The organism is Paludibaculum fermentans (genome assembly GCF_051172195.1).
GTDB classification, from domain to species: Bacteria; Acidobacteriota; Terriglobia; order Bryobacterales; family Bryobacteraceae; genus Paludibaculum; species Paludibaculum fermentans_A.
In genome coordinates, this window is record NZ_JBPJAQ010000001.1 from 3167387 (window position 1) to 3185074 (window position 17688).

A 17688-nucleotide genomic window follows, 5' to 3' on the forward strand; every position below is an offset into this window, starting at 1 on the left:
TCGAATATCCGTGGAACACATGATTTCGGATCTGCGTATCTCGAATCATGCAAATAACACGCACAGGATTCCTGATGGGTCTGGCCGGCATCGGTGGCGCTGCCGCGCAGACACAGCCTCGCCCCAAGATGCACCGGTTCGAGCGACAGCCGCTGAAGGTGGCGGATTTCGACGCGGAGGGCTATGTTCTCGATATCGGCGGCGGCGGGGAGGGCATCATCGGCCGAATGAAGCCGAGCCAGGTGGTGGCGATCGACCTCTATAAGAACGAGCTGATGGAGTCGCCCGCCGGTCCTTTGAAGATCGTCATGGATGCCACCGAAATGAAGTTCCTGGATGGCCAGTTTGCCACGGCCACTGCCTTCTTCTCCCTGATGTACATGCAGCCGGAGGTGCAGCGTAAAGTGTTCGCTGAGACGGCGCGCGTGCTGAAGCCGGGCGGGCGCTGGATGGTGTGGGATGCGGTACTGCCCATGCTGGCCGATCCGGGCATGGAGCAGGGCACGAAGGGGCCGCTGTTCTATTTCGAATTTCACCTGCCACGAGAGGTGGTGAAGACCGGCTACGGCACCTTGTGGCCGCAGGTTCGCATGGACTTGCCCTACTACCGTTCGCTGGCTGAGGCCGCGGGGTTCCGGATCGCTTTGGCGGAGGAGACGGGCGGCCAGTTCCGGACATTCCGCATGGAGCTCAGGAAGGCGTAGGCGCGTGCAGGGGCGGCGGCGCGCTACGCTGTGACCATGCGGCTACTGCTCGGCGAACCGGGCTCGGGTAAAACAACGGCCATTCTGCGAGAGGTGCGGCGGCAGCTGCGTGCAGGCAGCGCCAACTTCCGGCTGATTGTTCCTACGGCCACCATGGCCGAACATCTGCGCAATTCGCTTGCGCGCGAGGGGCTGGTGGTGCGCGGCTCCACGATCACCACGATCGCCGGATTCGTGGACAGCATGCGGCCGGCGCACCGGCTGGCGCCTTCCACGGCGGTCACTCTGTTTCTAAGGCAGATTCTGGCGGAAGGGCAACCTCGCGCATTCGCCGCACTGGCTGGTAGCCCCGGCTTTGCCTCAGCGCTGGCGCGTGCGTTGGAGGATCTGGCCAACGCAGGCTGCGATTCGCTCCAGTGGGCGGCTCTGCGGGGGCTGGGGGTCCATTCAGGGCCATTCTCCGCCGGATTGCAGCAAGTGTATGAACAACTGGAAGAACGGCTGGGCGCGCAGTCGATGGTCTTTCGGGCGCAGCAGTTGGCCTCCATGGCGCGCGCCATCAGGGAACAGGGTGTGGGCTCTCTCCAAGCCCTCTACTTCGATGGATTCTTTTCGTTCACCCGCTCTGAGATCGAGCTTCTACGGGCGCTGAAATTGCATGCGGATCTGACGGTCGCCCTGCCCGAATGGCCTGGGGCTGCCGCCTCCCTGGACGCGCTGCGGCAAATGGGGCTGCGTGAGCAGCGGTTTTCGCCGGTCCGGACAAGCCCGGAGACCACCCTGGTGGCAGCATCGAGCCGCGAACGGGAGGTGGAGGAGATCGCGCTCCGCATGCTGGCGCTGCATGCCGGGGGACGGCCCTGGCGCGATATGGGTGTAGTGCTGCGGTCGGCCCATCCCTACCTGCCGTTGTTCGAGACGACACTCGCACGTTTGGGTGTTCCGGCGCGATCCTATTTTGTCAGGCCGCTGGCAGGGCATCCGGTGTGCCGGTATATCGCATCGTTGATCGATGCCTTGCAGAGCGGGTGGGAGTGGAAGCGGACCGCGCAGGCGCTGCGCTCCGCCGTGACGTTGTCGGGGCAGGAGCCGGCGGCCGATCTGTTGGAGCTGGAGGTCCGTGAGGCTCTACCCGGCGCAGGTCTGGCGGAGTTGGCTGGCCATGTTTCTCTGCCCGCCCGGTGGTTGACGGCACTCGAGGGGATGAGTTCCTGGAGCAGCGTTCCGGCTCCAGCTGCCGAGTGGGCGCAGCGAATAGCGGGACTCGCTTCGCTCATCGCACCCCCCGAACCGGGCGGGGATCCGGCAACCCTGCAGGTTTGGCGGACCAGGGCCGCGGCGCTGCGTCTGATGAGCTCTACGCTGATGGAACTGGCCGGCCTCCTCGGAGCCGAGCCAATGCTGTTGGAAGGATTCTGGCGGCAGGCCCAGGAGGCTCTCAAGGAAACGTCCCTGCGCGTGTCCGATCCACGGCGTGAGGCCATCCATCTGCTGGACGTGCATGAAGCGCGGCAATGGGAGCTGCCAGTCGTGTTTCTTTGCGGCCTGCTGGAGGGCGACTTCCCTCGCAAGGTGGCTCCGGATGCGGTGCTGTCGGAGGAGACACGATTCAAACTGCGGACCAACGGGGTGCCTGTGTCCAACCGGGCCGACAAGCAGGCGGAGGAAGCGTTTCTGTTTCGGTTCGCGCTCACACGCGCCTCCCAGTCGTTGGTGCTCTCGTGGCCCACCAAGGATCCTGAAGGCCGGCCTACGCTGCGTTCATTTGCACTCGATGAGATTCAACAGGAGCCGCGGGAAGCGCGAGGCTTGCGCGTGACGCCGAGCCTGGCTGTGCCACTGGCGCCGCTGCCCGCGCTGCAATCAGAGCCAGCATTGGCCTTTGTCCGGGCCAAGCACCGGCAGCACCGGCCCACGTCTCTCGAAAACTATCTGCAATGTCCCTTCCAGTTCTTTGCGGGCAGGACCCTGGAGCTTCAGCCCATGCCTGCATTGCCGCACGAACGCCTGGACTTCGTGACCCAGGGCATCGTCATCCACGCCGTGATCTCCGATTGGCACCGCGGACTGGGCTCCCTGGAGCAGTTGTTCGAACGGCATTGGGCCGCGATGCTGGCGCAGCGGCGCATCCCCGCGTCGCACCGGGTAGAACTGGCACGCCTACTGATCGAGCGCAGCCTGCGGTTCTATGAGCAGAACGCACGGGTTCTGCCTGGCTGGAAGGTGGAGACGGAACGTCCGTTGCGGCTGATGATTGAGGGTATGCCAGTGGCAGGCCGAGCCGATCGGGTGGATACGTCGGAGGCCGGCGAGTCGATCGTCTATGACTTCAAATACTCCGGGCAGTCTGGAATCAAGCGCCGCCTGGAGCAGTTGGAGGCGGGATTGACGGTGCAGGGCGGTCTGTATCTGGCGGCTGTGAAGGGAGAGGGGCTGGATCCTCTCGCCTTCGTCTATGTAGGCTTGCGCGGTGAGACGATCTATGAAGAGTTCACCCAGCGCGACCAGGTGGAGTCCCTCATGAATCAGGCGGTGCAGGCGGCGGGACAGAGCATTCTGCAGATTGCGTCAGGCCGCATCTCGGTCCAGCCGGCTGATGAAGCAGCTTGCCGGTACTGCAATTACCTGGATGCCTGCCGGGTGCAGTCCACTCAACAGACAGAAACCGCAACCGGGTGACCCCGAGTTGCTGGGCTTGGATCGAGACGCGCCATGGAGACGGAAGGTGCACGGCCCGGTGCCCGTCCCGGGCCGCTTCCAATCTTGGCGAAGAGCCGGATCAGGCGCTCGCGCTCTTTGCCCTGGTCTTCAGGACGAAGGCGACCAATGCGGCAGCACCCAGGGCGAACAGGGTGTCACCCGGAGCGCGCATCCAGCGCAAGGTCTGCATCATCGGCGTCTGCAGGAATTCCTGGCTTCTGGCGTACCAGTAGCCGTGATCCACAGAGGCCCAGGTCTGCATCAGGCCCACTGGAAGCAGGCTGCCCACGCACATGGCGAACAACCCGATGTTCATTGACCAGAATGCAAACTTCATCCAGCGATCGTTCCATTCGCCTTCCTGTCCCATGGCCCGCAGGCACACCAGCATCAGGCCGATGCCGAGCATGCCATAGACTCCAAACAACGCCGCATGGCCGTGCAGCGGGGTGGTGTTCAGGCCCTGCATGTAATAGAGGGCGATGGGCGGATTGATCATGAAGCCGAACAGTCCGGCGCCGACCATGTTCCAGAAGGCCACGGCCACGAAGTAATACACCGGCCACTTGTAGCGAAGCGCCCATTGCGTAGCCCGGCCGCGGCGCAGATCGTCGAGGGCGGCGTAGGCCACCAGCACCAGGGGAACCACTTCCAGGGCGCTGAAAACTGAGCCCCAGGCAATGGCGACAGTCGGCGTACCGGAGAAGTAGAGGTGATGGCAGGTGCCGATGATGCCGCCGGCCAGGTAGATAGTTGCTGAGAGCAATGCGCTCCTGGCCGCCAGGCCGGGCCGTACGAGCCCCAACCGTGTGAAGAAGAACGCAATGATGGTGGTCGCGAAGACCTCGAAGAAGCCTTCCACCCACAGGTGGACCACCCACCAGCGCCAGTATTCCACTATGGAAAGATTCGAGTGCTGGCCCCACGTGAGGCCGGCGCCATAGAACAGTCCGATGGCCGCGCTCGAGACCAGGAACAGCCACAGGAGATGCCTCTGGTCGCCGGCTACCTTCAGCGCCGGCCGCACGCTGCGCACCACCAGCGCAAGCCAGATCAGGAGTCCGGCGAAGAGTAGGATCTGCCAGCCTCGCCCCAGATCCACATACTCGTAGCCCTGGTGGCCCCACAGGAACGATTGCACGTCGGTGAGCCGGTTCTGGACACTCATCCATTCACCGGCCAGCGAGCCGGCCACAATCACCAGCAATGCTCCGAAAAGAACGTTTACTCCCAGGCGCTGGAATTTCGGCTCGACGCCGCTCACCAGCGGTCCGATGTAGAGGCCGGCGGCCAGCCATGCTGTGGCAATCCAGAAGATGCCCACCTGGACATGCCACGTACGGGTGACGCTGTAGGGCAGCCATTTCGACAGAGGGATCCCGTAGAATCCGTCGCCTTCCACACCGTAGTGGGCTGTGACCATGCCCATGATCATCTGCACGAGGATCAGGGCTGCAACCACCCAGAAATACTTGAGGGTAGCGACCTGGGAAGCGGTGGAGCGCCACCCGGCGAGCGGGTCGGTTTTCGGTGTCTCGCCGATCGGCTCCTCTTTCTGCGAGGCGTACCACCAGACCATGGCGCAGATTCCGGCCAGCAGCATGAGAATGCTGACTCCGGTCCACATCACACTCTCGCCCGTGGGCCGGTTGCCCACCAGCGGCTCGTGCGGCCAGTTGTGCGTATAGGTGATCGTGTCGTTTTTGCGATTGGTGGAGGCTGACCAGGCAGACCACCAGAAGAATGAGGCCATCTTCCGCGCGCGTTCAGGATCGGGCACCGCGCCCTTCGGGATCGCATAGGCGGTCTGCCCATTCGCAAACAGCGCGGTGTAATAGGCGACATTTGCCTGGATGGCGCGCGCCCGGACAGGCTCAATGACGATGGTCTCTCTCGCCGGATCAAAGGTGTTCCGGCGGTACATCTCCTCCAGGCGTCCGCGGAGGCCCGCCTGCTGCTCGGCGCCCAATTGGTCGTAGCCTTTGTTCCACTGGGCCTGCGCCCATTCATTGAGCACGAACACCAGTTCCCTGTGCAGCCAGTCGGCCGTCCAGTCAGGCGCCACATAGCTGCCATGTCCCCAGACGGAGCCAACCTCCATGCCACCCATCGACTGCCAGACATTCTGCCCGGCCGGGATATCGCCCTGACCGAAGACGGCTTGGCCTTCCGTCGTAACGACGCTCGCCGGAATCGGCGGCGCTTCCTGGTAGATTCGTGTTCCAATCCACCCCAATACCGAGAACGAAAGCACCAGCACCGCGCCGAATGCCATCCACAGCCTCTTCATTGACTCAACTCCTTGGCGAATCCAATACTGACGCTGTGAGTATGGTTTATTCGGCCCCGGGTTGATATGACTAAAGTCACATAAGGAGTCCAGAATCGATTTCTCTTGAATGACAGCTATCAATGTGATATCACTTTGGCAGCTCAACGGTCCAAATGTCGGAGTTCCTCATGGAGGAAGTATGTTCAAAGAGAAAGTGATTGCAGCCTGGCCCGGAATCCCGGTCCTGTTGCTTGCCTTGGCGTTCCTGGTCATTCCGGTCGCCGGAATCGTATTCGCTGTACGGGGCTCGGTCGAGTTCGAGAAGCCTGTTGGCGTGATCATTGCGTGGGTCGTGGTCTGGGTACTGGACGTCATCTGCCTGGGCGGCTTCTTCAGTGTCCAGCCCAACCAGCGCGTGGTGCTCACCCTATTCGGTAATTACATCGGGACAGTGGCGAGCCTGGCTTGAGGTTCGCCAATCCGTTCTACTCGAAAAAGCCCATCTCCTGCCGTGTCAGGAACTTCGAGACGTCAAAACTGAAGGTGAACGATCAGGACGGCAATCCCATCGAGATTGCGGCCGTAGTTGTCTGGAAGGTAGTGGACACCGCGGAAGCCTGTTTCCAGGTGGACAACTACGAGAACTATGTCCATGTCCAGAGTGAGGCGGCGGTACGCAATCTGGCCACGGCATTTCCCTACGACTCGCATGAGGAGCACACGGTATCGCTGCGTGGGCACACCTCGGAGGTCGCGGGCCGGCTGAAGAGCGAGATCCACGAGCGTCTGTCCGTTGCCGGCGTGGAGGTGATCGAAGCCCGGCTTTCCTACCTTTCCTATGCACAGGAAATTGCCGCCGCCATGCTGCGGCGCCAGCAGGCCTCGGCAGTCATCGCCGCTCGCCAGAAGATCGTGGAGGGCGCGGTGGGCATGGTCGAAATGGCGCTGGACGCGCTCGCTACCAAGAACGTGGTGCAACTGGACGGCGAGCAGCGGGCCGCCATGGTTCAGAACCTGCTGGTCGTGCTGTGCTCAGAAGCGGCTGCTCAACCTGTGTTGAACACGGGTACGCTGAGCCACTGATCCTGCCATGGCGGAGCGCAAGTCGTTTCTTCTACGAGTGGATGGCGAGGTTCTGGACGCCTTGCGGAAGTGGGCGGATGATGACTTGCGCTCGCTCAACGGGCAGATCGAGTTTCTGTTACGCAAGGCTCTGCGCGACCGGCGCCGCTACCAGGGACCGGCGGAGCCTCCTGAATCGAAGGACGGTCCTATCTCCTCGTGAACCAGTCGTTCCAGCCGGCCCGAAGCCGCTCCAGGAGGCCCGGATGCGGCTTCGCTGGTTCCGACTCCCTGGAGAGTCGCCAGCCATCCAGTTCCTGCCGGTAGGCGAACACTTGCGGTTTGCCCCCCACGAGCAACCGCCGGACAGGCAGGCCCGATTCCCGTTCCCAGCGCTGGATGGTGCGCACCGAGCGGCCCAGGTGTGCCGCCATTTCTTTCCATCCCTCCATGCGTTCCTGCGTCATCAGACCTCCGTTACCTGCTCAGTAGACGGATCACGACACTCCACGTCATGAAGCGACAGCGTTTTGTGACGCCTCTCTCAAATGAAACAGGATCGTATTGGCAGGCATGCGCTGGGCAATTTGTCTTCTCCTCACCGCGGCCGTCTCCGCTCAGGAGCCCGCCTCCAAAACTCTCCTGCAACAGGCCGCCGAGGCATACCGGACGGCGACGTCCCTTTGCGACGAGGGCCGCTTCCTGGAGGCGGAGCCCGTCTTCCAGCGCGCCTTGGCGGCGCATCGTTTGCTAGCGGAGGGGAATGAGAGCTACATCATGGCCGAACTGCACAACCTGGGCGTGATCGCCCGCAAGCGCGGCGACTTCCAGCAATCGCTCGACCTGCTGAACCAAAGCCTCGCTATCAACAGGAGGCAGAACGCACACCGTGCGAGCGCGAACACGCTGATCGAATTGGCCAATACCTATCGGGCTATGGATAAGCCGTACGACGCGGATCCCATGGTTCGGGAAGCCATCACTCTGAGTGAACAGCTGTCACCGCCGGATTATCAGGTTTATGCGGGCGCTTGTAACACATACGGCGCGCTGCACATGCGCCTCCAGGATATCGAAGGGGCCACCCGCTGGTTCCAGCGCGCCTTGGATGCGGCGCGGAAGCTGCCCTCGATCCAGCCCGACTTGGAAGCCTCCGTCATGGCCAATCTGGCGACAGCGGAGTTTGCCAGCGGGCACAGCGATCAGGCGCTGGAGCTCTTTCGCCAGTCCATTGCCATGCAGGAGAAGTACCTGGGGTCCAGCCACCCGAAACTGGGGGAGACGCTGGCTTCCTACTCCTCCGTCCTGCGCCGCCTGCGCATGAAAGACGAGGCGGCCGAGGCGAACCGGCGGGCGGTTCATATTCGAAACTCGCTGGTCGCCCCGAAGCCGTACATTCAATAACTGACGCCACATGGATCGTCGGGTCCCTGCGGCGTCGCGGAGTCAGGAGGCCGGGTTTTTATCAGAGTAACTCGCGCCGGTAATGTTCCAGCGCCACTCGCACCAGTTGGCTGCGGGTACGGACCCCGGTCTTGCTGAACAGTTGCTGCAGCGAGGCCTTGATGGCGCTCTCACTCACATGCAGCCGGTCCGCAATCTCCTTGTTCGCCAGGCCTTCGAATACGCCACGCAATACCATGCGGTCGCGTTCCGTGAAGCGTGCCCTGCGGGCGGCTTCCCCGGTGGTGGTCTCTCCGACATTGCTGCTGTACTTCGGATCCATCCAGGTTTCACCGCGCATGACGGTCTGGATGGCCTGCATCAGCAGGTCTGGCGAGTTGTTTTTCAGGAACACTCCGCTGACGCCGTGATTCATCAACTGGCGCAGTTCCGCCCGGGTAACCCCGACAGTGACCACGAGGACCTTTCCGGCATAGTTCTTCTGGCGGATGGCGGCGACGACCTCGTTGCCGCGCCGGTCTCCCAATTCGTAGTCGAGCAGAATCAGGTCGTACGCATTCGATTCCAGAATCTGCAGTGCCTCCTCGACGGTGGCGCATTGAGCCGCCACACGGACATCCGATTCAGCGGACAGCAGCCGCGCGAGACTCTCGCGAAACAGCGCGTGGTCGTCGACTAGCAAAATATTCGTCATGCCGTGATCTCCGTGTTCTGCAAATCACCAGCCTGGTCAGGAGTGAGGTGCGGTTTCAAACGCACGCACATGGTGCAACCTGACTCGGATGGTTCATGGTACAACTCCCCCTCGTTGGCCCGGACAATGGCCCTCGAAACGAAGAGACCCAGGCCCACTGCGTCCGCACCTTGCTGGAAAGCCTGGAACAATTTCTCAGGGTTTTTGACGCCGGGTCCGGAATCCCTGAATCGGACCTCCACTGTGTGGCTGGTCACCTGCACGTCGACCTTCATCCGGCGCACCTCGGAGCTTTCCATCGCCCGCACGCTGTTCCTCGAAAGGTTGAGAAACACCTGGAGCAGGCCGTGATGATCGCCCACCACCGGGGGAAGATTCTCCGGAATGTCGAGCTGCAACTCGATCTCTTCAGCATCCAGAGTGGGTTCGACCACAATCCGGAACTCCTCCAGCAGCGTCTCGAGGCTGGACGTGCTCAACTCCTGGTCGCCGGCGGAGTGCAACTCGACCGTAGCCAGCCGAGCCAGCCCCTGGGCCAATGTGCCGAGGGCTGTATAATCTTCACTCTTATCCACCCCGGGGATGCGGCCGAGGTTGGCATGGACGACGGAAATCGCGGCACAGACATTCCGGATCTCATGAGATACGGATCCCACCAGGACGCGGGTGCTGCGAAGGAGGTTCTGCAAGCTGGTCTCCTGCCAGTCTCGGAGATCGTCCGATGCATCCGTAATGATGGCGGCCAGACGTTTGCCGGCCCGTGTCGGGTAAGTGGCAAACCATACGCAGGCCAGGAAAGACTCGCCGTTCGCGCGGCGGCCCCGCGCGTTTGTCGCAGTACGGTAAGGCAGGTCGCCATCCGTGGCTTGCAGCAGATCGGCCATCACCGGCAGGTATTTGCGGATGCGTTCGCCATAGAGCGAACCCATGGGGACGACCAGTAGTTCATGCGCGGCCTGGTTTGCGAGATCCACCCGGCCTTCCGCATCCAGCGTGATGATCGCAGCGGGACTCGACTCGATCAGAGTCAGCATCTGGTTTTCAGCTTCTTTGCGGCGCTGGATCTGCTCCTGTAGTTCGCGGGAATATTGCAGGGCCATGCGGCGGCTGCGCACAACCTCGTTGGCAAAAAGCCCGGCCCCGGCGAAGCCGATGAAGGCATACCCGATACGCGCGACCGACTCCAATTCCCAGCCGAACGGCGACAGGTGCTCCTTCAACAGGGAGTAGACCAGAGCAAGGCACAGAATCTGAAACCGGCTGAGGATGAACGACACCAACAGCATCGGAATCAGGTACAGGATGCCGATCGAGACGTTCGTGTCGATCCAACCATCCAGCAGGATGATGAAGATCGACATCACCAGCGTCCAGAACATAATCGTCCGCCTCGGCGCCTCGAAGACGCGCGCGAGGCTGAATGAGGAGTTTCCTACCTCCTCCTGCATAGGGTTTTCGGTCTGGATCTGCGTTTCCCTGCTCATTACGAGTTACACACTTGCCGATCTTGTCTCATTTATATCTTATTGACAATACCCGTGATAAGGGATGTCCCCGCGGCCTTACCGGCGCGGGGCGTCCGTCGTGGGATAGCCAATTAGTTCGAAGCGTCCGTCGGAAAGCAGCCGATACTGCCGGTTGCGCCAGATTATGGTGTTGCCGAAGAAGCCTGCCACCCAGAAGACGCAGCTCAACAGGTCCTGCCACAGGATCAGGGGCCACCAGGTGCGACAGAGCGGATCGTGCAGAACCCCCTCTGAGATGGTGAACGCGGCGGCGGCGCGTAGTACACACGTGACTACAGCCGCCGGCCAGGCTTCCGGATGGAGAACCAGCAGCCCCAGGGCGATGGGCAGCGGGTTGGTGAAGATCTGGCCCACATAGCCGGCCGGACGCGACCTCCGGGTCGACCGGTTCCAACGCAGGCGGTGCGCAAAGTTGGCGCGCATTTCCTGGGTGCCGATCCGGTGTTCGATCACGTACGAGGAAAGAATGACGCCGTAGCCGGCCGCCGCCGCAAACTGGCCGAGCACGAAATCCTCTGCCAGGTACTGGCTCAGGCGCTCCCAGCCGCCCACGGCCTGGACAACAGCGCGGCGCGCCGCGATCGTCGGCCCGACTGCAAACTTGACGCCCCCCTCCACCATGCGGGCCGTGATCGCGCCGCCCCAAAACTCGGTGTTCATGCCGATCGCTTCCAGTACCGACCATAGACTTCCGCCAGGTACGGCCCGGTAGGGGCAAGTGGCCACCCCGAGGTTGGGATCCTGGAATTCGGCTGCGACCGTCCGCAGCATCGATTGCGTAACGCGGATGTCGCTATCGCTCATCACCAGCAGGTCGTGCGCCGCTTCGGCCAGCATGCGCTGCAGGCTATAGACCTTTGCATTCGGATAGGGCGGCTCCCCCGTGACGAAGACGCGCACTGGGACGTCGGGATAGTCCAACCGGAGCCGTTCCACCACTGCCAGCGCGGGATCGGATGCTTCTCTAGCGGCAAACAAGATTTCAAAGTCCGGATAATCCTGCGAGAAGAAAGTCCGCAGGTTGTCTTCGAGTCCCTCGTCCAGGCCGTGTAAAGGCTTCAGAATGGAGACGGGTTCGCAGGTGAGCAGGGAGGGCGGGTGGACACGCCGGTACCGGACTGCCGCGATGACGGTCAGAACGCAGAAAACCCACGACCCTAGCAGCAGACAGCCGAGTAGGATCGTGGGTATCCAGGACATCAAGACACCGGCGGGCGGCCGCCTATTCGGTCACGGCCTTCGATTCGACGAGCTGGGCGATTTCAGCGACTACTTCGTCTACAAGCTTGGCACCGAGATCGCCACCCTTCCGGGTGCGCACGGCCACCTTGCCATCGGCTGCTTCGCGGTCGCCCACCACTAGCATGAACGGGATCTTCTGAAGCTGGGCTTCGCGGATCTTGTAGTTCACTTTTTCGCTGCGGGCATCGACTTCCACTCGCAGGCCGGCAGCCTGGAGCTTGGCTTCCACTTGTTTGGCGTACTCGGCGTGACGGTCGGCAATCGGCAGGACTATCACCTGGACCGGCGCCAGCCAGATGGGGAACGCGCCGGCGTAGTGCTCCAGCAGGATGCCGAAGAACCGTTCCACGCTGCCGTAGAGGGCGCGGTGCACCATCAGGGGCTGGTGCTTGCCTCCATCTTCGCCGACATACTCGAGCTCAAAGCGTTCAGGCAGTGTGAAGTCGAACTGTACTGTGGAGAGCTGCCATGGGCGGTCGAGCGCATCCAGCAGCTTCACATCGATCTTCGGGCCATAGAATGCCGCTTCGTCCGGAATGACAGTCGCTTCCAGGCCGACGCGTTCCACAGCCACCTTGAGCGCATTCTCGGCGAGGGCCCACTGCTCCGGCGTGCCAACGTATTTGCCGCTGGTGCCGCCGTCCCAGGTGGAGATTTCCGCCTTGTAGCGGTCGAAACCATAGGTCTTCAACACGTCGAAGGCGAACTCCAGGCAGTTGACGATCTCTTCGACGATCTGGTCAGGCCGGCAGAAGATGTGGGCGTCGTCCTGCGTAAAGCCACGGACGCGGAACAGGCCGTGTAGGGTACCCGACCGTTCGTAGCGGTAGACGGTGCCCAGTTCGCCCAGCCGGATGGGCAGGTCGCGATAGCTGCGCTGCCTGTCCCTGTAAATCAGGATGTGGCCGGGGCAGTTCATCGGCTTCAGCCGGTAGCGCGCGTCGTCCAACTCCATGGCCGCATACATGTTGTCCACGTAGTGACCCAGGTGGCCGGAGGTCGCCCAGAGCTGCTCGCGCATCACGTGCGGTGTGTTGACGAGGGAATAGCCGCGCTTCAGATACTGCTCGCGCATCCAGTCTTCCAGCAGCTTGCGCACCAGCGCGCCCTTGGGGTGGAAGAAGATCAGGCCGGGGCCGGCCAGTTCCTGGATGGAGATGAGGTCAAGCTGCTTGCCCAGCAGGCGATGGTCGCGCTTCTTCGCCTCTTCCAGTTTGTGGAGGTGATCGTCGAGATCCTTCTGGGAGAACCAGGCCGTGCCATAGATGCGCTGGAGCTGTTGGCGCTTCTCGTCGCCCTTCCAGTAGGCGCCGGCGATCGACAAAAGTTTAAAAGCTTTAATGCGCTTGGTGGTCGGGACGTGCGGACCGCGGCAGAAGTCGATGAACTTCGGCCCCAAGGTGTACTCGCTGAAGATCTCTCCGGCGCGCTCCTCGATCAGCTCGCACTTCATTGGCTCGCCGAGTTCCTTGTATTTTGCCAAGCCCTCGGCTTTGGGTACGAGCTGGCGCTCGTAAGGCAGAGCGCGGTCGCGGATCTCCCGCATCTTCGCTTCAATCTTCTCCAAATCGTCAGGAGTAAAGGGCGAAGGCCGATCAAAGTCGTAGTAGAAGCCGTCCTTGATGGGCGGTCCTATGCCGAGCTTGGTCTCGGGGTACAGCTCCAATACCGCCGCGGCCAGCAGGTGGGCAGTGGAGTGGCGGTAGACCTCGAGCGCTTCTTCGTTCTTCGAAGTGAGAATCTCGAGGGTAGTATCTCCTTCCAGCGGCCGCGTCAGGTCCCACAGGGTCCCATCCACGCGAGCCACCACCGCGTCGTCGGCCAATCGCTGGCCGATCGAACGCGCCACATCCAACGGCGTCGTGCCCTGGGGCACCGCCTTTTGGCTGCCATCCGGCAACGTGATCGTAATGGTGCTGCTCATTGTCCTAAAGGGGTAAATTCCAGCCTATCATGACACAGCGCGAGTGCCGGTTCACTGCTATCCTTTAAGATTCGGAGCCCACACTATGGAAGGCGAACCTACCCAGTCCGCTGTAGTAAGTGATGCCATATCTGCCGAACAGCCCTTGGTGGACCGGGCTCGCCGCGGAGATGCCGCGGCATTCGGCGAGCTGATTTCCAAGTACGAGCGGCGCGTCTACCGCATGGCGCGCCAAATCACCCAAAACGATGAGGACGCGGAAGATGTCCTCCAGGAGACGTTTCTAAAGGCGTTCGAACATCTCGATTCTTTCCAGGGGCAGTCCAAATTCTATACCTGGTTGACCAGAATCGCCGTGAACGAGAGCCTGATGAAGCTCAGAAAGCGTAAAAGTGACCGAACCGTTTCGCTCGATGAAAACATCGAAACGGAAGAGGAACCGATCGTGCGGGAGATCGCGGTGTGGGACGACACGCCGGAGCAAAAATACAGCCAGGAAGAAATGCGCGAGATCCTGGACAAAGCAATCGATAGCCTCAAACCGATCTTCCGGACGGTTTTTATTCTTCGCGATGTCGAAGAACTCAGCACGGAGGAGACCGCTGAAGTACTCGGTCTGTCAATAGCAGCTGTGAAAAGCCGCCTGCTGCGCGCGCGCCTGCAGTTGCGCGAGAAACTCACCCGGATTTTCAAACGCAAAGGGGATCAGATCCTTGGCTATGCAAAATGAGGCAGCGCACACGGAAGCGCTTCGAAAAGAGATGGTCACCTGTCACGACTTCCTGAAGGAACTCAACGACTTTCTCGACGAGACCACTGACCCCGCGCTTCGGGCCGAACTCGAAAAGCACATCACTGAGTGCCCCAACTGCTGGGTGATTTGCGACACGACTCGCAAAACCATCAGTGTTTACAAGGGGATGGAGCCGCAACCGATACCGGCGTCGATTCACCAGAAGCTCATGGGCCTGATTCAGAAACGCTGCGGCTGCGGTTCAGAAACTCACTCTGACCAGGAGCCGCCGTCCGAAGGACAGGCCCCCTCAAAGTAAGGACACCACTGGCAACGGGGTGCTGCCCGCAAAGGGAAATCCCCCGTCGTCTCCGCCTCCATCAGCGCCCGCAATCCGGCGAGGCGTTCCTCCCTTCCTCCCAACTCAACAGGGTGGGCTGTGCCCTGGCGTAAGGAAAAGAGCCATGCTTCGTCCACCGGCCGGCCCAGCATTCTCTCCAGCGCCTCGGCATAGAGCCTGAGCTGGACCGAGTAGGCGCCCATCCTGACCTCATCCAGATTCCGGTCGGTCTTGTAGTCCACCACTACCAGCCGTCCTTCGTGCTCGAACCAGAGGTCGATCTGGCCGCGCAGCAGGACGCCTTCGAGTTCTACCAGGAAGTCGAACTCCCGCTCCACCCGGCCGGCCCGCTGAACCCGCCCTGCCAGCTCGCTCTGCAAGAAGACCTCGGCCAGTGCCTCCGCTTCCGGCGAAGCCTCTTCCAATACACCGCCGAGGAACTCGTGAACTTCCGTTCCAAGGGCTGCTCCGCCACCGGAGGCGCCTTCGATCATGGGCTGGGGCCAGCCCACCAGGGATTGCAGGAAGTAGCGCCGGGGGCAGTCTGCAAAGACCGCCAAGGCGGTGACAGGCAATTGCGCGCTGGCTTGGCGGGACTCCGTCAAAGCGGGCACTTCAAGAGGCTCCGGCGTTCCACCCTCCAGCACCGGGGCATCCAGCGTCTCTGGCGGCCCGCTACGCCTGGTGACCCGAAGTTCGCCGGTTTCCCTGACGGCATTGATTTCACTGGGCCAGTCAACTTGCAGTCCAGTTTCCACCTGCAGCACCCATGGCGGAGAGGTTCTGGCCGGTTGGGTCCATGAGAGGATCAGCCGCTCTTCCGCCCGTGTCATGGCGACATAAAGCAACCTGTCAGCCTCGGCCCGTTCCCGCTCGGACGTCAGGCTGGCACAGGCTGCCAGGGCGGGATCCGGCTCTGACGATTTGCCGTCCGTCATGCGCCATCGCAGGCCCAACCCCGCTTGCGGGGTCCACGCCAGGGGCTCGCTGAAGTTTTGGGTTCCTTTCTGCATCGCCGCCAGTACAACCACCGGAAACTCCAGCCCCTTCGCCGAGTGGATGGACATCACCTGCACCGCGTCGGAGAATTCCACCTCAGGCGCATTGGGCTCCTTACCGCGGGCCCGCAGGTCGTCGATCTGCTCCAGATGGCCCGCGAGGTCGCCGGGTGTGGCCGAGTCCAGGTCACGCACCAGTCGCAGAAACTTGTCGACATTCGCGCGGCCGCGGCGGGCGAGGGCATCGCGATAGCCTGTTTGGTCCATCAGCCGGGAAAGCAGGCGGTCCGCTGGAATCTCCTCACGGAACGCGCGTGCCTCCACTATCCGTTCCCAGGCTGCCGGGGGAGCGAGTCCGCCTTCAGCACGCGCCAGCAGGATCGACTCATCGCTCAAGCCGAAGAAGGGCGAACGCAGCAGGGCGAAGAGCGGGATTTCGCCGGCCGGATTCTCCAGCACCCGTAGCCAATTGGTAAGGTCCAGGATCTCCTGCTCTTCAAAGAAGTTCTTCCCCCGGTCGATCTGGCAGGGGATGCCGAACCGCTCGAACGCCGATTCCAGGGCATCGAACGGAGCCTTGGTGCGCGCCAGTACGGCCATATCGCGAAATCGAGACGGGTGGGGCGGATCTCCCACCGTCAGTTCGCCGTGCAGTTCCCGCAACCGCCTGGCGATCCACAGTGCTTCAATTTCGGCCTCGCCCTCCTCCATACGCTGGATCTCAACGAAGGGAGGGTCGTGTGGCGGATACACCCGCCGGCCAATCAGTTCATGTTTCGTCACGCCAACACTAGGTGTCGTTACCAGGGAGGCGGTCACCGCTGCCAGGATTTCGGGCCGGCTGCGATAATTGCTTTCCAGTCGGTCCACCGCGCCGCCCTGCGCCAGGACAGTCTCCTGGTAGGCCACGAACTGCTCAGGCACAGCATGGCGGAAACCGTAGATCGACTGGTTGATGTCGCCCACCGCGAAGAACCGGCCCTCGCGCCGCACCAGGTTCAGGATGCGCCACTGGACCGGGTTCGTATCCTGAAGTTCGTCCATCAGGATCGCGTCGAAACGATCCTGCGTCTCACTTCGGATTTCGGGATCGCTTTCCAGCAGGCGCAGGGTCTGCTCCTGCAAGTCTTCAAAGTCGAGGGCCGCCCGCGTGCGCTTGCGCCGCTGGAACTCCTGCTCGAATTCGACCAGGGCATCGCGCAGCACCGCACGCTCCTTCACATGCGACGCGCCCAGCAGGCAGCGCCTGGCCTGGTCCCGCAGCATTCTGACGCGATCGAGGCCGTCGTAGATGGGATGCCCGGCCTTGAGCCCCTTTTTGTCCATTTTGAACTCGGCCAGCCAGGACAGGGAGGGCTCCTGGCTGAGCCACGCGCGCCCTTCCGCGATGCGCCGCCGCTGCGGGTCAGTTGTCGGCGACGGCGACTCGTCCAGCATCTGGCGCACGGACCGCCGCAGTTCCTCAACCTCCGCTTCCGGGTGAAACTCGGGCAGCCGCTGGAGCGCGATCCGGGCTCCGCCGCCCATCCGCAAATCTTCGTAGACACCACGCAGGGCCAGCGCCATATCGTTGGCCGGCCAGGCTTCCGCCACGGCGACAAACTCGTCGCGCCGCTCCTCGGCCAGGCGGTCGAGCACCGCCTCCATGGCAGCCGCCTGCTCAGTGTCGGACTCCCGCTCGTCCAGCACGGCGAATTCCGGATCGAGTCCGGCGCGGATGGCGTGTTCCTGCAACAGGCCCATGCAGAACGCGTGGATCGTGGACACCTGCGCGCGCTCTACGCCGCGCCGTCGCTCCAGGTCCGTACTGAAGCGCTTCACGAGACGGGCTTTGATTTGGGTGGCCGCCTTCTCAGTGAAGGTAATGGCCAGGATTCGCCCTGGATCCATGCCCTGCTCCACCAGCCACGCAAACCGCTCCACCAATACGGTGGTTTTGCCCGAGCCGGGACCGGCCACGCAGCAGGCGTCCTGGCCGCTCCGCCGGACCGCATCGAGTTGCTCCTGCGATAAAGCCATTGCGGTTTCTATTGTCGCCTCTCCCCCTCGCTGCCTGCTGGCCGCCCTGTAACGCCCGTGGCGGGATTTT

At 62.2% G+C, this 17688-nt stretch carries 13 protein-coding genes and 1 pseudogene; 7 read left to right on the forward strand and 7 right to left on the reverse strand.

Annotation, left to right across the window (positions count from 1 at the left end):
- Positions 1 to 47: 47 nt before the first annotated feature.
- Together ACR9Y2_RS12895 and ACR9Y2_RS12900 are read left to right on the forward strand one after the other, a co-directional pair.
- The gene (locus ACR9Y2_RS12895) at positions 48 to 704 is read left to right on the forward strand and encodes a class I SAM-dependent methyltransferase (RefSeq protein ID WP_435041716.1); all 657 of its coding nucleotides are present in this window, start codon (positions 48 to 50) and stop codon (positions 702 to 704) included.
- Positions 705 to 740: 36 nt separating this feature from the next.
- Positions 741 to 3383 carry a PD-(D/E)XK nuclease family protein gene (locus ACR9Y2_RS12900; protein ID WP_435041718.1) on the forward strand — a complete coding sequence of 881 codons (2643 nt, stop codon included), beginning with the start codon at positions 741 to 743 and terminating at the stop codon, positions 3381 to 3383.
- Between the two features lie 100 nt (positions 3384 to 3483).
- Here ACR9Y2_RS12900 and ACR9Y2_RS12905 read toward each other — a convergent pair whose 3' ends face one another.
- Complete coding sequence (locus ACR9Y2_RS12905; RefSeq protein WP_435041719.1) at positions 3484 to 5694, reverse strand: nitric-oxide reductase large subunit; 2211 nt, start codon at positions 5692 to 5694, stop codon at positions 3484 to 3486.
- Between the two features lie 181 nt (positions 5695 to 5875).
- Between ACR9Y2_RS12905 and ACR9Y2_RS12910 the strand changes: the two are divergent.
- Both ACR9Y2_RS12910 and ACR9Y2_RS12915 read left to right on the forward strand, forming a co-directional pair.
- A pseudogene (locus tag ACR9Y2_RS12910) lies at positions 5876 to 6759 on the forward strand (SPFH domain-containing protein).
- 7 nt (positions 6760 to 6766) lie between these two features.
- Positions 6767 to 6961, forward strand: a complete 195-nt coding sequence (locus ACR9Y2_RS12915) for a hypothetical protein (RefSeq protein ID WP_435041720.1) — start codon at positions 6767 to 6769, stop codon at positions 6959 to 6961.
- Here ACR9Y2_RS12915 and ACR9Y2_RS12920 read toward each other — a convergent pair.
- Entirely contained in the window at positions 6948 to 7205 is a 258-nt protein-coding gene (locus ACR9Y2_RS12920) for a hypothetical protein (protein ID WP_435041722.1), read from the reverse strand. The two genes, ACR9Y2_RS12915 and ACR9Y2_RS12920, sit on opposite strands and share 14 nt — an antisense overlap.
- Positions 7206 to 7311: 106 nt before the next feature.
- On the opposite strand from ACR9Y2_RS12920, the gene ACR9Y2_RS12925 reads away from it, so the two are divergent.
- Entirely contained in the window at positions 7312 to 8142 is an 831-nt protein-coding gene (locus tag ACR9Y2_RS12925; RefSeq protein WP_435041723.1) for a tetratricopeptide repeat protein, read from the forward strand.
- Positions 8143 to 8203: 61 nt separating this feature from the next.
- Here ACR9Y2_RS12925 and ACR9Y2_RS12930 read toward each other — a convergent pair whose 3' ends face one another.
- The 4 genes from ACR9Y2_RS12930 to thrS form a co-directional block, all read right to left on the reverse strand.
- Positions 8204 to 8836, reverse strand: coding sequence for a response regulator transcription factor (locus ACR9Y2_RS12930; protein WP_435041724.1), 633 nt, complete (start codon positions 8834 to 8836; stop codon positions 8204 to 8206).
- On the reverse strand, positions 8833 to 10320 hold the full coding sequence (locus ACR9Y2_RS12935) for an ATP-binding protein (RefSeq protein ID WP_435041725.1): 1488 nt from the start codon (positions 10318 to 10320) through the stop codon (positions 8833 to 8835). The genes ACR9Y2_RS12930 and ACR9Y2_RS12935 overlap by 4 nt, the downstream gene beginning before the upstream one ends.
- Before the next feature lie 78 nt (positions 10321 to 10398).
- The gene (gene hpnI, locus ACR9Y2_RS12940) at positions 10399 to 11562 is read right to left on the reverse strand and encodes a bacteriohopanetetrol glucosamine biosynthesis glycosyltransferase HpnI (RefSeq protein WP_435041726.1); all 1164 of its coding nucleotides are present in this window, start codon (positions 11560 to 11562) and stop codon (positions 10399 to 10401) included.
- A 22-nt stretch (positions 11563 to 11584) separates the two neighbouring features.
- The gene (gene thrS, locus ACR9Y2_RS12945; protein WP_435041727.1) at positions 11585 to 13528 is read right to left on the reverse strand and encodes a threonine--tRNA ligase; all 1944 of its coding nucleotides are present in this window, start codon (positions 13526 to 13528) and stop codon (positions 11585 to 11587) included.
- A gap of 85 nt (positions 13529 to 13613) precedes the next feature.
- Between thrS and ACR9Y2_RS12950 the strand changes: the two genes are divergently transcribed.
- Together ACR9Y2_RS12950 and ACR9Y2_RS12955 are read left to right on the forward strand one after the other, a co-directional pair.
- Entirely contained in the window at positions 13614 to 14258 is a 645-nt protein-coding gene (locus ACR9Y2_RS12950) for an RNA polymerase sigma factor (protein WP_194446686.1), read from the forward strand.
- A complete protein-coding gene (locus ACR9Y2_RS12955) occupies positions 14248 to 14580 on the forward strand; it encodes an anti-sigma factor family protein (protein WP_435041728.1) in 333 nt (110 codons plus the stop codon). Before ACR9Y2_RS12950 ends, ACR9Y2_RS12955 begins: the two co-directional genes overlap by 11 nt.
- Here ACR9Y2_RS12955 and ACR9Y2_RS12960 read toward each other — a convergent pair.
- Positions 14532 to 17618, reverse strand: a complete 3087-nt coding sequence (locus ACR9Y2_RS12960) for a UvrD-helicase domain-containing protein (protein WP_435041730.1) — start codon at positions 17616 to 17618, stop codon at positions 14532 to 14534. The two genes, ACR9Y2_RS12955 and ACR9Y2_RS12960, sit on opposite strands and share 49 nt — an antisense overlap.
- Positions 17619 to 17688: the final 70 nt, after the last annotated feature.

What these genes read in the sequence shown, in the direction of transcription:
- ACR9Y2_RS12920 (WP_435041722.1), bottom strand. Translation starts at nt 7,205, where the DNA reads ATGACGCAGGAACGCATGGAGGGATGGAAAGAAATGGCGGCACACCTG.
- ACR9Y2_RS12925 (WP_435041723.1), top strand. Translation starts at nt 7,312, where the DNA reads ATGCGCTGGGCAATTTGTCTTCTCCTCACCGCGGCCGTCTCCGCTCAG.
- ACR9Y2_RS12915 (WP_435041720.1), top strand. Translation starts at nt 6,767, where the DNA reads ATGGCGGAGCGCAAGTCGTTTCTTCTACGAGTGGATGGCGAGGTTCTG.
- ACR9Y2_RS12955 (WP_435041728.1), top strand. Translation starts at nt 14,248, where the DNA reads ATGCAAAATGAGGCAGCGCACACGGAAGCGCTTCGAAAAGAGATGGTC.
- ACR9Y2_RS12895 (WP_435041716.1), top strand. Translation starts at nt 48, where the DNA reads ATGCAAATAACACGCACAGGATTCCTGATGGGTCTGGCCGGCATCGGT.
- ACR9Y2_RS12960 (WP_435041730.1), bottom strand. Translation starts at nt 17,618, where the DNA reads ATGGCTTTATCGCAGGAGCAACTCGATGCGGTCCGGCGGAGCGGCCAG.
- ACR9Y2_RS12905 (WP_435041719.1), bottom strand. Translation starts at nt 5,694, where the DNA reads ATGAAGAGGCTGTGGATGGCATTCGGCGCGGTGCTGGTGCTTTCGTTC.
- hpnI (WP_435041726.1), bottom strand. Translation starts at nt 11,562, where the DNA reads ATGTCCTGGATACCCACGATCCTACTCGGCTGTCTGCTGCTAGGGTCG.
- thrS (WP_435041727.1), bottom strand. Translation starts at nt 13,528, where the DNA reads ATGAGCAGCACCATTACGATCACGTTGCCGGATGGCAGCCAAAAGGCG.
- ACR9Y2_RS12950 (WP_194446686.1), top strand. Translation starts at nt 13,614, where the DNA reads ATGGAAGGCGAACCTACCCAGTCCGCTGTAGTAAGTGATGCCATATCT.
- ACR9Y2_RS12935 (WP_435041725.1), bottom strand. Translation starts at nt 10,320, where the DNA reads ATGAGCAGGGAAACGCAGATCCAGACCGAAAACCCTATGCAGGAGGAG.
- ACR9Y2_RS12930 (WP_435041724.1), bottom strand. Translation starts at nt 8,836, where the DNA reads ATGACGAATATTTTGCTAGTCGACGACCACGCGCTGTTTCGCGAGAGT.
- ACR9Y2_RS12900 (WP_435041718.1), top strand. Translation starts at nt 741, where the DNA reads ATGCGGCTACTGCTCGGCGAACCGGGCTCGGGTAAAACAACGGCCATT.